The organism is Sphingomonas canaveralia (assembly GCF_047238125.1).
Classification (GTDB): Bacteria; Pseudomonadota; Alphaproteobacteria; order Sphingomonadales; family Sphingomonadaceae; genus JBDFMH01.
Genome location: NZ_JBDFMH010000004.1, coordinates 55,476 through 69,582, shown reverse-complemented (window position 1 = coordinate 69,582; position 14,107 = coordinate 55,476). Strand labels below are relative to the sequence as shown.

Sequence of the window (14,107 nt, the reverse complement as noted above, 5' to 3'; positions counted from 1 at the left end):
GGCCGAGGCCGGTGTCAGCCGCGCCCAGGCAGACGTCGCCGCAGCGAGGGCGGAAAAGCGGCCCGATTGGGGGTTCGAGGTTGCCTATCAGCGACGTGACCCACGCTACGGCGATATGGTTTCGGGCGGCGTTTCAATGACCCTGCCGCTGTTCGCACGGTCACGCCAAGATCCTCGTATTGCCGCCCGCCAGTCTGCTGCCGCCCAAGCCGACGCGGAACGCGAGGACGCGCGCCGAGAACTGGCAGCCAACCTGGAGGCAGGCCTCGCCGATCACGTGATGCACCATGAGCAATGGATGCGCGCCCGCGACACGCTGGTTCCATTGGCGCGCAAGCGTGCCGAGTTGGAGACGGCCAGCTATTCGGCCGGCCGTGCCGGCCTAACGGACGTCATCGAGGCCAAGACCGCACTCGCTGACGCCGAGCTGACTGCGCTCGACCGCGAAGCAGAGGTCGCACGCGACGCCGTGCGCCTTACCATCACCTTTGGGAGCGACACTCAATGAGCACCATAACCTTAACCCGCGCGCGCCTTCTCGCCGCAGCGGCCCTGCTCATGATCGTCGCCGGAGGAGTAGGTTTCGGGATCGCAGGGCTTGCGACACACGCGACGCCTGAGGCGCAGGCGCCTGCGGCTGCGGAGCGCAAGATCCTCTACTGGTATGACCCGATGATCCCGGCGGAGCACCACGATGGGCCGGGAACCTCGTCGATGGGGATGAAGCTGATCCCGCGCTACGCTGATGAGGGTGCCTCACCTGCTTCCCCCGGCGTGACCATCGATCCCGCGAGCCTTCAGAGGCTCGGCGCCCGCATTGTCGCCGTTGAACGAGGGGCGGTCTCCAACGCAGCCTCTGCGACCGGCAGCATCGAGTTCAACGAGCGCAACGTCGCCGTTGTTCAGGCGCGCAGCGGCGGCTTTGTACAGCGCGTTTACGCGCGCGCACCGGGCGATGTCGTGCCTGCCGGCGCTCCGCTCGCCGATCTCTTTGTCCCCGAATGGGCGGGCGCACAGACCGAGTATGAAGCCGTCCGCCGCACGGGTGACGCCGCGCTCACGCGAGCCGCAAGGCGAAGGATGGTGCTTCTCGGCATGACCGGTGCCAACGGCGGGAACACGACCATTCGCACCCCGGTTGCCGGCGTAATCAAGACGCTTGGCGTCCGGCAAGGTATGACTGTCTCTCAGGGCCAGACCCTTGCCGAGGTTAACGGACTCGGGACGGTGTGGCTGAACGCGGCCGTGCCCGAGGCGCTTGCCGGCCAGCTCCGCGTCGGCACACCCGTGACCGCCACGCTCGCGGCCTTTCCAGGTGAAACCTTCAGAGGCCGCATTGGCGCAATCCTGCCTCAGGCCGAGGCCACTACCCGCACCCTCACCGTGCGCGTCGAGCTTACCAATCGCGGCGGACGGCTGCGTCCCGGCATGTTCGCCAGCGTGCAGCTTAACCAAAGCGGCCGTGACGCTCTCCTTGTACCAAGCGAGGCGGTGATCCGAACGGGGCGGCGCACGCTTGTTATGCTCGCCAGCGATGACGGGCGCTTCCGACCCGCCGAGGTTCGCACTGGCGCCGAAGGTGGCGGTAAGACCGAGATCCTTGCCGGGCTTGCCGAGGGGGAGAAGGTCGTCGCATCGGGCCAGTTCCTGATCGACTCCGAAGCGAGCCTGTCCGGGCTGGACGCTCGGCCTATTGGGGGCGAAGCGCAGGCCTCCAAGCCCGCCAAGCCCATGCCGCAGCTTGCCGAGACGGTCGGCCGTATCGAGGCGATCGGACCGGATTCAGTCACCATATCGCATGAGCCCGTACCAGCGATCGGGTGGCCGGCCATGACGATGACGTTCCGCGTTGCCGATCCGGCGCTCGCTCGCGGCTATCGCAAGGGTGATCGGGTGCGGTTCGGGTTTGACCAACCCACGGAAGGGCCGACGCTGCGCCGCATTGCACGCGAGAGCGGCCGATGATTGCCGCTGTCATCCGATGGTCCGTCGCAAACCGCTTCCTGGTAATCCTGGCGGCCGCGGCGCTGGCCATTGCAGGCGTGTTCGCCATGCGAGCCACGCCGGTGGACGCTCTGCCCGATCTTTCCGACACTCAGGTCATCATCCGCACGAGCTGGCCAGGCCGGGCGCCGCAGATCGTCGAGAACCAGATCACCTACCCGCTGACCACGACGATGCTCTCGGTGCCCGGCGCCAAGACCGTTCGCGGCTATTCCTTCTTCGGCGACAGCTTCGTCTATGTGCTCTTCGAGGACGGGACCGACCTATATTGGGCGCGCTCCCGCGTGCTCGAATATCTAAACCAGGTGCAAGGTCGCTTGCCGGAGGGCGCGCGCAGCGCGTTAGGGCCAGATGCGACCGGCGTGGGCTGGGTCTACGAATATGCTCTCGTCGACCGCACCGGCCAACATGATCTATCTCAGCTCCGATCGTTGCAGGATTGGTTCCTGCGCTATGAGTTGAAGACGCTGCCCGGCGTCGCCGAGGTGGCGAGCATCGGCGGTATGGTGAAGCAGTATCAAGTGCTGCTCGACCCAACCCGGCTCGCGGCGTTCGGCATTACCCACGCCCAGGCTGTTGAGGCCATCCGTCGCGCCAATCAGGAGGCGGGCGGCTCGGTGCTGGAGCTTGGCGAGGCGGAGTATATGGTCCGCGCATCAGGCTATCTGAAAACGATCAGCGACTTCCAGGCGATCCCACTCAGGGTCGCCGGTGCAGGCGTGCCGGTGACGTTGGGTGACGTTGCCTCGGTTCAGGTCGGTCCGGAGATGCGGCGCGGCATCGCCGAGCTAAATGGCGAGGGAGAGGTTGCTGGCGGGGTCGTCATTCTCCGCCAGGGGAAGAATGCCCGCGAGACGATCGAGGCGGTGAAAGCCAAGCTTATCGAGTTGAAGCGCAGCCTTCCACCCGGCGTCGAAGTCGTCACGACCTACGATCGCTCCCAGTTGATTGACCGCGCGGTGGAGAACCTGACCGGCAAGCTGATTGAGGAGTTCATCGTGGTCGCGCTCGTGTGCGGCCTTTTCCTCTGGCACGTCCGATCAGCGCTGGTCGCGATCGTGACCCTGCCTTTGGGGGTGCTCGCGGCCTTGCTCATCATGCGCGTGCAAGGCGTCAACGCCAACATCATGTCGTTGGGCGGCATCGCCATCGCGATTGGAGCGATGGTCGATGCCGCCATCGTCATGATCGAAAACGCCCACAAACGTATCGAGCATTGGGAGCACGATCATCCGGGCCATGTGCTGGCCGGCGAGGAGCGCTGGGGTGTCATCACCGAGGCCGCGGCTGAAGTGGGGCCAGCGCTGTTCCTGAGCCTGATTATCATCACTCTTTCGTTCGTGCCGGTATTCACGTTGGAGGCGCAGGAGGGGCGGCTGTTCGCCCCGCTCGCGTTCACCAAAAGCTATTCCATGGCGGCAGCCGCGATCCTGTCGGTAACGCTCGTTCCAGTCTTGATGGGATGGCTGATCCGGGGGCGCATTCCGGCCGAACAGGATAATCTGATCAATCGCGGGCTGACGCACGCCTACCGGCCTGCACTCGGTTGGGTGATGGGGCGACCGAAGACGACGATCGCTATTGCCGTCCTGGTACTTGCGACGACGGCATGGCCGCTTACGCGTCTTGGCGGCGAGTTCATCCCCGCAATGGATGAGGGTGACTTGCTCTACATGCCATCGGCGTTGCCCGGCCTCTCGGCCGCGAGCGCATCCGAGCTGCTGCAACAAACCGATCGCCTCATCAAGACGGTGCCTGAAGTCGCAACCGTGTTCGGCAAAGCGGGACGCGCCGAGACGGCGACCGACCCCGCTCCGCTCGAGATGTTCGAAACGACAATCCAGTTCAAGCCCCGTGATCAGTGGCGCAAAGGCATGACGCCGGCGAAACTCGTAGAGGAGCTGGACCGCACGGTTCGCGTGCCGGGGCTCACCAACGTCTGGGTCCCCCCGATCCGGAACCGAATCGACATGCTCGCGACCGGCATCAAGAGCCCGATCGGCGTGAAGGTGTCAGGTGCCAACCTTGCCGAACTGGATCGCATCGCCGCGAAGGTGGAGGCTGTCGCGAAGACAGTGCCGGGCGTCAGTTCGGCGCTTGCGGAGCGGCTGACGGGCGGGCGCTACGTCGATGTCGACATCGACCGGGCAGCTGCTGCCCGCTATGGCCTCAACATCGCCGACGTACAGGACATCGTGTCGGGCGCGATTGGCGGTGAGACCATCGGCGAGACCGTGGAGGGCCTTGCCCGCTACCCGATCAGCGTGCGCTACCCGCGCGAACTGCGCGACAGCCTTGAAGGCCTGCGCACCCTTCCGATCGTCACAGCATCGGGCCAGCAGATCACGCTTGGCACCGTGGCTTCGATTTCGATCGCCGAGGGGCCTCCTATGCTTAAAACCGAGAACGCCCGACCATCGTCGTGGATTTATGTCGATGTGCGCGGTCGCGACATTGCCTCGACCGTTGCCGACCTGCAGCGTGCGGTTGCAAAGGGCGTCCGGCTCAGCTCCGGCGTGTCAATCGCCTATTCGGGACAGTTCGAATATCTGCAACGCGCCGAAGCCCGGCTTATGCTCGTGGTTCCGTCAACACTCGCGATCATCTTTTTCCTGCTGTACCTCACCTTTGGTCGGCTTGATGAAGCGGCGCTTGTCATGGGCACCCTGCCCTTCGCCCTTGTTGGAGGCATCTGGGCCCTGTGGCTGCTCGGCTATGCTCAATCGGTCGCGACCGGAGTCGGGTTCATTGCCCTAGCAGGCGTTTCCGCAGAGTTCGGCGTAGTCATGCTGATCTATCTGAAGCACGCGCTCGCTGAACGGGGACCGTCACCGTCGCGAGAACAGGTCATCGAGGCTATCCGCGAAGGCGCGCTGTTGCGGGTCCGCCCCAAGGCAATGACGGTCGCGGTTATCATCGCCGGCCTCCTTCCCGTCCTTATCGGACACGGTGCGGGCTCGGAGGTGATGAGCCGTATCGCCGCTCCAATGATTGGCGGGATGCTGACCGCTCCCCTTCTTTCCATGTTCATCCTGCCTGCCGCCTACCTGCTGTTGCGGCGTCGGGCGTCCACCACCGCCGAAAGGAGTGCATCGTGACAACGAAATCTATCATCATCGCCGGGGCCGTCCTGCTGCTTGCGCCTGGCTCAACAACTGCGTGGGCTCAATCCGCCAAGCCCGCTGTGGCAGCCAAGGTCGGGACCGGCGCAGGGACGATCACCGCCCTCGACACTCGGGCTGGAACTGTGACCATCAAGCATGGCGCGATACCGGCGATCGGTTGGCCAGCGATGACCATGACCTTCCGCGCTTCGCCGCCCACGTTGCTGAAGAACCTCCGGACGGGTCAGCGGGTCGGCTTTACCGCCAAGGCTCAGGGCATGAATGCCGAGGTGACCGCGATCAGGCCGAAGTAGCCACCTGGTCAGCGCGGCGAGAGTTAAGTCTAGCTTTCCTCGGATGACAGCGAGGCTTGGAGCCGGAGGCGTTCGGCTTCAGCCTTGTCTGGGCCTGTGCTGGCTTTACGTGCGGCCACCGTAACAGTCACAACCCAGATCACCCCTTGCGTTTCTGATGGTGTTTGCCAGCAAACGAAGCAAGCTAATGACGCATGATCCAGGATCTGACAGGCGTCGTCCAGCTCGTAATGCTAAAGCGGGCCTTTCATAACCGGCCCGCGATCTCTGCCAACGCACCGCGGGTGATCTCCCACGCGGAGTGCAGGAAGAGCAGCGCGATCACGCCCGCAACGGCGAGGTCGGGCCAAGCCTTCCCCGTCCAAGCTACCAGGCCGGCTGCGACGATCACGGCGATGTTGGCCACCGCATCATTGCGGCTGAACAGCCAGATCGCACGCACGTTTGCGTCGCCCTCGCGGAAGCGCGCCAGCATAAGCGCAGCGCTCACGTTGACGATGAGGGCAACGATCCCGATCCCACCCATCAATTCAGCTTCCGGAGCTACGGCGTTAATCGCGCGCCAGACGGCAAAGCCGATGACACCCAAGCCCAACGCACCAAGGAATAGACCTTGTGCAAGGGCGATCCTCGATCGGGCGTGGGCGGTCCAGCCCAGCGCGATCAGCCCGAACAGTGAGATCGTGCCGTCACCGATGAAATCGAGCGCGTCCGCCTTCAGCGCCTGACTATCGGCGATGAATCCACCTACAATCTCGATCAAGCCGAACCCAAGGTTCAGCAGAACTACGATCCACAGGGCACGTCGGTACGCAGGGTCGCGTTCGGCACGTTTGGTATCGCCCGTGCAGCCACACGAGGAGGTTTCACTGTCGCTCATGTAGACCTTCTACAATCTATAGCCGCCGTAGGAGCAAGAAGAAAGCATCTAGTCCGGGAGGACCAAGCGCACTCACTCGGCAGTCGCAAGATCAGGCGTCTCGACTTTCTTGCGACGATTGAAGGCGAACCCGATGGCAATGGTGATCGCCATGACAAGCTGTGCAATGATGGACTGCCACGTCGGGAATAGGCCGAGTATCGACAGCCGTGGCGCTTCGGCGATCGGCGCTATGTCGATAATGCCGGCTTCCTGCAGAGCAGCCACGCCCTTGCCTGCGAGGACTACCGTCAGGCCTGCCATCAACCACGAGCTGTAGGCGAAGAACTTGGCAATCGGGAGCTGGCGGCTGTAGCGCAGCATGGCCCAGGCGATCACGGCCAGTATGGCGACGGCCGCCCCTGCCCCGGCCAGCAGCGCGCTGCCATTCCCCTGCGTCCAAAGCGCCGCGTAGAACAGGATCGTCTCGAACACCTCGCGATAGACGACCACGAAGGCGAGCCCGAACAGGAACCAGGCCGAGCGGCCCGACAGAGCGTGCGTCATCTTCTCTCGGATGTAGCGCTGCCATTGATCGGCTTGCGCCTTGCCGTGCATCCATATCCCGACAGAGAGCAGGACCACGGCGGCGAATAGCGAACCAAACCCCTCGGTCAGTTCCCGGCTCGCGCCGCTGATCCCGATCGCATAGGTGGCGACCACCCAGGTCAGCAGGCCGGCCACAAGCGCTCCGGCCCAACCGCCATGCACGTAGGGCAAGACTTCCGAGCGGTCCGCCTTGCGGAGAAAGGCGATCATGGCGACGACGATTAGCAGCGCTTCCAGCCCTTCGCGCAGCAGGATCGTGAACGCGCCCAAGAAAGTCGACGCGGTGCTGGATGCACTCGGGGCCAGCGCCGCCTCCGCATCGTCGAACAGGCCATTGAGGACCAGAGCGCGGTTTGCCAAGTCATCTGGCGCGGCGCCTTGATCGATCGCGGCGCGATACTCGCCCATCGCACCCTCGATCCGGGCGAGCAGTGTCCCGTCCCGCGCACCGAGCGTCGGCTCAACCGGTTCGAAACCATCGAGATACGCGGACAGCGCCAGCTCCTTCGCGGCCCTGCGATCCCCTTTGCGAGCAGCATCGAGACTGGCCGCGAGCATTTGGCGGACGAGCGACAGCGACGCTGGAGCCTGTTCGACCACGGCTTCCGGATGACGGCGCAAATAGGCCATCACCGCCAGCGCCTGCTTTTCGCCGATGCGCTCGGCGAGCGAGGCAGGCGTGAGCGCCACAAGTGCCTTGAGGTCCGGAACTTGTTGGTGAAGCGCGGGATCGGCTTTCCATAGCTTCTCCCCTTTCCGCGCCTGTTCGTCGGTTAGTGCAAAGCTGCCGGCGCGAAATGCCAGTGCCCATCGATCCTCGCTCGGCAGATCGGCGAAGCTCTGCATCGCAGTGCCGTCGATGCCCTGACTGATGACCTGATAAAGCGCGAATACGCTTCGCTGACGGGCCCGCTCCGCATCGGTGAACGCGATCGGCGGTGTGGCCAGCTTGGCTGCATCGGGGCCATGCCCGTCTCCTGTTGCGCCATGACAGGCAGCGCAGGTCGAGCCGAACAGGGTAGCGCCGCGCGCAAAGCTCGGGGGAGCGGATGGCGCGAGCGGTACGGGATAAGCGCGCAGAAGATCGGCAGCGAGATTACGGGCCAGCAGTGCTACGTCCTGCGGCGGCCCCTTGCGTGCGATCACATCCTGAAGGCGTGCCGCGCCCGCGATCAGCGCCGCCCGCTCAGGCTTTCGTGGTAAAGCGGCGAGCCGTGACGACACGGAGCCTGCGAACTCCGTCATTTCGGCATATTCGGACGCGCTCTTGATCCGTCCGCTCGCAACCGCGCCACCATAATCGACGGCTACATAGTCGAGCAGTCGCCAGGCGGTTTGCACGTTATTCGGGTCGGCCGTGGGCGCGGCTTGCAGCGTGGATACCGGTGCGAGGAGGCCGAGCAGGATCACGAGCGCGAGAGCGACCAGCCGCACGGAAGCGGCGTGAATCAGGCGCCCCAAAGGCGCTACGTAAGAACCTAAATAGCTAGAATCGAGGGGCAACATGCGACTGCCCTACAACCTCTAGACACTGTAGAAGCAAGCGATTTGAGACCGGCTCGCAATAGCATCGCCCAACTGTGCTCGGGAGCCGGCTTCAATAATAGTCGGCGAGCTTAAGCGTTCGCATCGCGCCATCGGCGAGGGTGAGCTTCACCACCTCCCCGGGACGGCCGTAGCGCCACTGCCAGAGCGCACCGCGGGTGTAGGAGGTGTCGATCGGGAACCCGTTCAGTGCCACGACGCGGTCGCCTACCGTCCATCCGCCCTGAGCCGCAGGGCTGCCTACGGCGACGTGGATGACTGTGAGATCGGTTGGCGAAGCGGCAATGCCGAGGCCGCTTCGATCTTTTAGCATCGGCAGACGCGATCGATGCGGTATCGGCCGGATCCAAAGGCGTCCAAGCGTCACGTCGAGCACGATATCGAATTGCCCAAGAAGCGGCATGCCGATGTTGCCCACCGTGCTCGCCGATGCCCAGCGATCGAGGGCGAGGGTCGGAACCACCCTCGTCGAGATCCCGCCCAGGCTAACGCTGTCGGTTGTGAACGTCCGGACGATCTGCACGCCTTCGACCCCGCCCAGCGCTGCGGTGGAGGAGGCCTTATTGGCGAGAAGATTACGCTCCTCAACAAAGGCAGCGGACAACATGAGTGCAGATGAGCTGCCGGTGTCGAGCATCAGCGGCACCGGCTCAGAGCCGTTCACTGAGGCGTGGACGAGGAGTTCCTGCCTGGCACCATGCTCAAGGGTGAGGGTCGTCCACCCTTCCCCGCCGGCAAAGCTGCCGCTCTTCCCGAATGCGAACCGCCGCTTTCCGAAGTCTAGGGCGACGCAGCCGCTGGCGAGCACGTCGGCCCCGAGCATGATGTCGATAGGTCTGCCATATGCCGCAGAGATCGCCCCGAGGTCGGCGACGACGGCAAAAGGCAGGACAAGCACTTGGTCGGCCAGCGTCACCTCGACATTGTGGACCAAACCAACTGCCGCCTTGCCGCTAAGGCCAGCTATTCTCCGCGGCTCCAAGTTCGCCATGCCGAGCTTGGCGGCAAGCGGCCAGCTGATGATGGAGGCGCCGCTACCAGTATCCAGAATGGCTTCGGTGTCGACACCCCCGACCTTCGTTGGCGCAAGCAGGGTGTCGCCTGTTCCGACCTCCAGAGGACGCCAGCTCGGATGCTCGGCGAAGCCGGGCCAGTCCGATCCGGACGGTGCCTTACTGCCCACAACCCCAGTAGGAATGCTCGCGCCGAGAAGCCCGACACCGAGCTGCTTCATTATCCTTCGACGATCTACATCGGTCGTCGCGGCTCCGTCCCCGCCGTCCACTCCATCCTTCCCACTCCGGCCTCGGTGCCGGAATGGGCACCCCACTACATGCTCCAGTCGCTAGAGGATCAAGCCGTAAGTCTCCACTTACGCCATTGGGCGGCCGATCGCCTGAATGACCCGGCACTCCGCCATCGTCTTGGCGCAACATCCCGCCGCGCTCATGGCGGCGAGTTCGTCACGCAGCGCGCCGAGCTGGCGAAGCCGCTCCTCGACGTCAGCGAGATGGCGTGATGCGATATCGGCCGCCTCGGCGCAGTCGCGCTCCGGTTGATCGGCGAGCGCTAGGAGCGAGCGGATCTCGTCGATCGAGAAGCCGAGCCTGCGGCCGTTGCGAATGAAGTTGAGCCGATCGACATCCGGCAACCCATAAGTGCGGCGACCTGAGGCAGTACGAACGGGTCGGTCGAGCAGTCCAATCTCCTCATAGAAGCGGATCGTCGTCACCTTGGTTGCGGTTGCGCTCGCCAGCTCGCCTATCTGCATTGTGGTCTCACATGATCTTTACTGAGCACTCGTACTCGGCATGAGCTTATTCCAACTCACTGCATGATGTATCGAGCCCGAGGCTTACCTGCCGATCGCGATCACTGAGAGGTCAGCGGCGCCATCGACAGGAACGCCCGCCTGCTTCCGCTCTGAGTAGCGGTCGACAAGCTGGCCCGCATGGGGGCGCAACAGGATCGTGAAGCGCACCAGCTCCTCCATCACGTCTACGATGCGATCATAGTAGCTCGACGGCTTCATACGGCCGGCTTCGTCGAACTCCTTGTAGGCCATCGCGACCGATGATTGGTTCGGGATCGTGAACATACGCATCCAGCGGCCGAGCAGGCGCAGCGTGTTGACCGCGTTGAACGATTGCGAGCCACCCGACACCTGCATGACTGCTAGCGTTCGCCCCTGCGTCGGGCGCATCCCTTTCATTTCGAGCGGCAGGTGATCGATCTGCGCCTTCATGATGCCCGTGATCTGGCCGTGCCGCTCGGGGCTGCACCACACCTGGCCCTCCGACCACATCGCCAGTTCGCGCAATTCGTGGACAGCCGGATGATCGTCGCCCTGGACCTGATCGGGCAGCGGCAGCGTGGACGGGTCGAAGATGCGTGTATCCGCCCCGAACAGCCGCAGCAGGCGGGCGGCTTCCTCGACCGCAAGGCGCGAGAACGAGCGTTCGCGCAGCGATCCATAGAGCAGCAGGATGCGCGGCGCGGGATCGAGCGGTCCAAGACCGGAGGCGGGCCGATGACGGATGAAGGCCAGATCCAGCGCTGGGAAGGTGTCGGGATCAGGAAGCGTGCGCAGCGGCATCAGAGAGCTTTCGTGAATTGGGCGAGTTGAGCAGGGCGCAGGATCAGGCAGCGCGTGGCCCGAGCAGGATCACGCAGGTTCCGATCAGACAGAGAGCCGCGCCGCCCACGTCCCAGCGATCGGGGCGGACACCTTCGACGCCCCACAGCCACAGCAGGGACGCGCAGATGTAGATGCCGCCATAAGCGGCATAGGCGCGCCCCGCCGCGTCACTATCGACGCGGGTGAGCAGCCAGGCGAACACCATGAGAGAAGCAATTCCGGGGACCAGCCAGATCGGCGACTTGCTCATGCGAAGCCATGCCCAAAAGGCGAAACAACCGCCGATTTCGGCGAGCGCCGCGCCGACATAGATCAGACCTGTCATGTGTGCGCGCCCCGCTCATACCAGCCCCGCGATGCCTTCACGATCGACACGACCGAGAGCATCACCGGCACCTCTACCAGCACGCCCACGACCGTTGCCAACGCCGCGCCGGACTTGAGCCCAAACAGCGATATGGCGGCAGCGACGGCCAGCTCGAAGAAGTTGGACGCGCCGATCAGCGCGGCAGGTGCGGCGACGCACCAAGCCACGCCGAACCGGCGCGACAGCCAGTAAGCAAGGCCCGCGTTGAAATAGACTTGGATGAGGATCGGCACGGCCAAAAGCGCGATCACCAGCGGTTGGGCAACGATCGCCTCTCCTTGGAAGCCGAACAGCAGAACGAGTGTCGCCAGCAGTGAGACGAGCGACACCGGGCCAAGGCGGCCGAGCAGCCGATCGAGCGCGGCTTGCCCTCCGTTCGCCAGCACGGCGCGGCGGACGAGCTGCGCCGCGAGCACCGGCACGACGATGTAGAGCAGGACCGAAATCAGCAGCGTGTCCCACGGCACCGAGACCGAGGCGACGCCGAGCAGCAACGCGACCAACGGCGCGAACAGGAACACCATGATCACGTCGTTCAGCGCGACTTGGGAGAGCGTATAGGTGGGCTCGCCCTCACAGAGGTTCGACCACACGAACACCATGGCCGTGCAGGGTGCCGCGGCCAGCAGGATCAGGCCGGCGATGTAGGACGGCCCCTCACCTGCTGGCAGGAGCGGCGCAAACAGCCAGCTAATGAACAGCGAGCCCAGCGCCGCCATCGAGAAGGGTTTCACCGCCCAATTGATGAACAGCGTGACGCCGACTCCCTTCCAATGTTGGCGTACAGACCCGAGCGCGTCGAAGTCGATCTTGAGCAGCATCGGGATAATCATCAGCCAGATCAGCACGGCGACGATCAGGTTCACGCGCGCGACCTCGGCCGAGGCGATGGCCGCGAACAAGCTAGGAAGCAGATGGCCCAGCCCGATGCCGGCGACGATGCAGAGCGCTACCCATAGCGTCAGATACCGCTCAAAGGTGCCAAGGCGTACCGCTGGAGGGCCAGCGCTAGGTGCGACCGAGGACATGGGTTCAGGCGACCCGTTGACCCGAGGCGTCCACCACCCGCTCGCCGTCCTCCTTGGCAAACGAGCCGAGTTGGCCGGTTGGCAGCAGATCAAGCACCGCTTCGGACGGGCGGCACAGCTTTACCCCCAGCGGCGAGACGACCAGCGGTCGGTTGATGAGGACCGGGTGCGCCATCATCGCGTCCACCAGCGCCTCGTCGGACAGCAACGTGTCGCCTAGGCCAAGCTCCGCATAGGGCGTGCCCTTCTCGCGCAGCAGATCGCGCGGGGTTATGTCGGCGCGGTCGATCAACTCGACCAGCAGCGCGCGCGAGGGCGGGGTCTTCAGATACTCTATAACGTGCGGCTCGATGCCGGCATTGCGGATCATGGCGAGCGCGTTGCGCGACGTGCCGCACTCGGGGTTGTGGTAGATCACGATATCGACGGCCACGGGGCGTCCTTTCAGCAGCAGGGGGCGAGTTCGGCGACCAGCGGCGCGCACAGCTCCGCGTTGCCCGCGCAGCAGTCCTTGACGAGGAACAGTGTCAGCGCGCGCAGGCCGTCCAGGTCGGCACGGTAGATGATTGAGCGGCTGTGCCGTTCGGAGCGGACGAGGCCAGCGCGGGCGAGGATGCCAAGGTGCGCCGACATGGTGTTTTGCGGCACTTCAAGCTGACGGGCGATTTCGCCCGCAGCCATGCCATCCGGTTCATGCCGCACCAGCAGGCGAAACACGTCTAGGCGCGTGCCTTGGGCCAAGGCGCCCAGCGCACAAATAGCGAACTCATTTTCCATATATCCAGCATAACGGATATGTCGGTTGGTTCTAGCTGTTTTTTACTTCCGCGTTGATCACGTCCTCGATAGGGGCCGGAAAGTGACGGTAGATGGTAGGGACCGATACACCGATCATTGGCGCAACTTCACGCCGCTTCACCCCCGACTCCAGGAGCTTGCGAGCCGCCTCCAGCTTTTTGGGCGTCATCACTGTCTTTCGGCCGCCTACCCTTCCCTCCCGTCGAGCCACATCCAGCGCGGCCGTCGTGCGCTCCCGATTCAGATCGCGTTCCATCTCCGCCATGGCCGCCATGATGTGAAAGACGAGCTTCCCAGCGGTGCCAGCCGTATCGATGCCGTCCGTCAGTGAGCGAAACCCAACGCCGCGGTCGGCCAATTGGGCAGCGAGATCGACAAGGCCTTTCATCGTCCGACCAAGCCGATCGAGCTTCCAAACTACGATGACGTCGCCAGCTCGGGCGTGAGATAAGACGTCCGCCAGGCCCACTCGGTTGGCCTTGGCTCCGCTGGCCTTGTCGGAGAAGATCCGCTCACACCCCGCTTCGCGAAGCGCGTCGAGTTGCATGGTCAGATCTTGTTCGGGCGTCGACACCCGCGCGTAACCGATCAGCATAGATCCGTCTCAAAACTCATCTCACGCAGCTAACATGACACGTACCATGTGAGAAAGCGTTTTGATAAGCTGTTCCGGCCTGCTAAGCTTTCTCACATGGTCGCGCTTCAAAATCGATCGTTTGCGAGACACGCTTATCGCGACCACCCGACCGCCGCGCGAGGGCCGGTTGCCGAAAGCACGAATCAATGGCGCGGTAGGATCGGAAGGTTGCCGAAAGCACGAACATCCACCCTGAATCGGCCC

The 14,107-nt window shown here is 64.0% G+C and carries 14 protein-coding genes; 4 read left to right on the top strand and 10 right to left on the bottom strand.

Annotated elements, in window-relative coordinates:
- The 4 genes from ABC347_RS18240 to ABC347_RS18225 form a co-directional block, all read left to right on the top strand.
- Window positions 1-508: TolC family protein (locus ABC347_RS18240; RefSeq protein WP_413247209.1), on the top strand; the 508-nt coding region annotated here is incomplete at its 5' end.
- A complete protein-coding gene (locus ABC347_RS18235; protein WP_413247208.1) occupies window positions 505-1,965 on the top strand; it encodes an efflux RND transporter periplasmic adaptor subunit in 1,461 nt (486 codons plus the stop codon). The genes ABC347_RS18240 and ABC347_RS18235, both read left to right, overlap by 4 nt.
- The gene (locus ABC347_RS18230; protein WP_413247207.1) at window positions 1,962-5,102 is read left to right on the top strand and encodes an efflux RND transporter permease subunit; all 3,141 of its coding nucleotides are present in this window, start codon (window positions 1,962-1,964) and stop codon (window positions 5,100-5,102) included. Before ABC347_RS18235 ends, ABC347_RS18230 begins: the two co-directional genes overlap by 4 nt.
- The gene (locus tag ABC347_RS18225) at window positions 5,099-5,422 is read left to right on the top strand and encodes a copper-binding protein (RefSeq protein WP_413247206.1); all 324 of its coding nucleotides are present in this window, start codon (window positions 5,099-5,101) and stop codon (window positions 5,420-5,422) included. The genes ABC347_RS18230 and ABC347_RS18225 overlap by 4 nt, the downstream gene beginning before the upstream one ends.
- A 247-nt stretch (window positions 5,423-5,669) precedes the next feature.
- On the opposite strand, the gene ABC347_RS18220 is transcribed toward ABC347_RS18225, so the two are convergent.
- The 10 genes from ABC347_RS18220 to ABC347_RS18175 form a co-directional block, all read right to left on the bottom strand.
- Window positions 5,670-6,302 (bottom strand): cation efflux transmembrane domain-containing protein, encoded by a 633-nt coding sequence (locus tag ABC347_RS18220; protein ID WP_066782001.1) that lies wholly within the window; start codon window positions 6,300-6,302, stop codon window positions 5,670-5,672.
- Between the two features lie 72 nt (window positions 6,303-6,374).
- Entirely contained in the window at window positions 6,375-8,324 is a 1,950-nt protein-coding gene (locus ABC347_RS18215; protein ID WP_174195206.1) for an FTR1 family protein, read from the bottom strand.
- A 163-nt stretch (window positions 8,325-8,487) separates the two neighbouring features.
- Window positions 8,488-9,669: a retropepsin-like aspartic protease gene (locus tag ABC347_RS18210; protein ID WP_413247205.1), complete on the bottom strand. Its 1,182-nt coding sequence runs from the start codon at window positions 9,667-9,669 to the stop codon at window positions 8,488-8,490.
- A gap of 138 nt (window positions 9,670-9,807) precedes the next feature.
- The gene (locus tag ABC347_RS18205) at window positions 9,808-10,206 is read right to left on the bottom strand and encodes a MerR family transcriptional regulator (protein WP_174195188.1); all 399 of its coding nucleotides are present in this window, start codon (window positions 10,204-10,206) and stop codon (window positions 9,808-9,810) included.
- 84 nt (window positions 10,207-10,290) lie between these two features.
- Entirely contained in the window at window positions 10,291-11,031 is a 741-nt protein-coding gene (gene arsH, locus ABC347_RS18200) for an arsenical resistance protein ArsH (protein WP_174195187.1), read from the bottom strand.
- Window positions 11,032-11,074: 43 nt separating this feature from the next.
- Window positions 11,075-11,398, bottom strand: coding sequence for a YnfA family protein (locus tag ABC347_RS18195; protein WP_174195186.1), 324 nt, complete (start codon window positions 11,396-11,398; stop codon window positions 11,075-11,077).
- Window positions 11,395-12,468, bottom strand: a complete 1,074-nt coding sequence (gene arsB, locus ABC347_RS18190) for an ACR3 family arsenite efflux transporter (RefSeq protein WP_413247204.1) — start codon at window positions 12,466-12,468, stop codon at window positions 11,395-11,397. Before arsB ends, ABC347_RS18195 begins: the two co-directional genes overlap by 4 nt.
- A 4-nt stretch (window positions 12,469-12,472) precedes the next feature.
- Complete coding sequence (gene arsC, locus ABC347_RS18185; RefSeq protein WP_413247203.1) at window positions 12,473-12,901, bottom strand: arsenate reductase (glutaredoxin); 429 nt, start codon at window positions 12,899-12,901, stop codon at window positions 12,473-12,475.
- A gap of 11 nt (window positions 12,902-12,912) precedes the next feature.
- Window positions 12,913-13,245: an ArsR/SmtB family transcription factor gene (locus ABC347_RS18180; RefSeq protein ID WP_413247202.1), complete on the bottom strand. Its 333-nt coding sequence runs from the start codon at window positions 13,243-13,245 to the stop codon at window positions 12,913-12,915.
- Between the two features lie 31 nt (window positions 13,246-13,276).
- On the bottom strand, window positions 13,277-13,861 hold the full coding sequence (locus tag ABC347_RS18175) for a recombinase family protein (protein ID WP_413247201.1): 585 nt from the start codon (window positions 13,859-13,861) through the stop codon (window positions 13,277-13,279).
- Window positions 13,862-14,107: the final 246 nt, after the last annotated feature.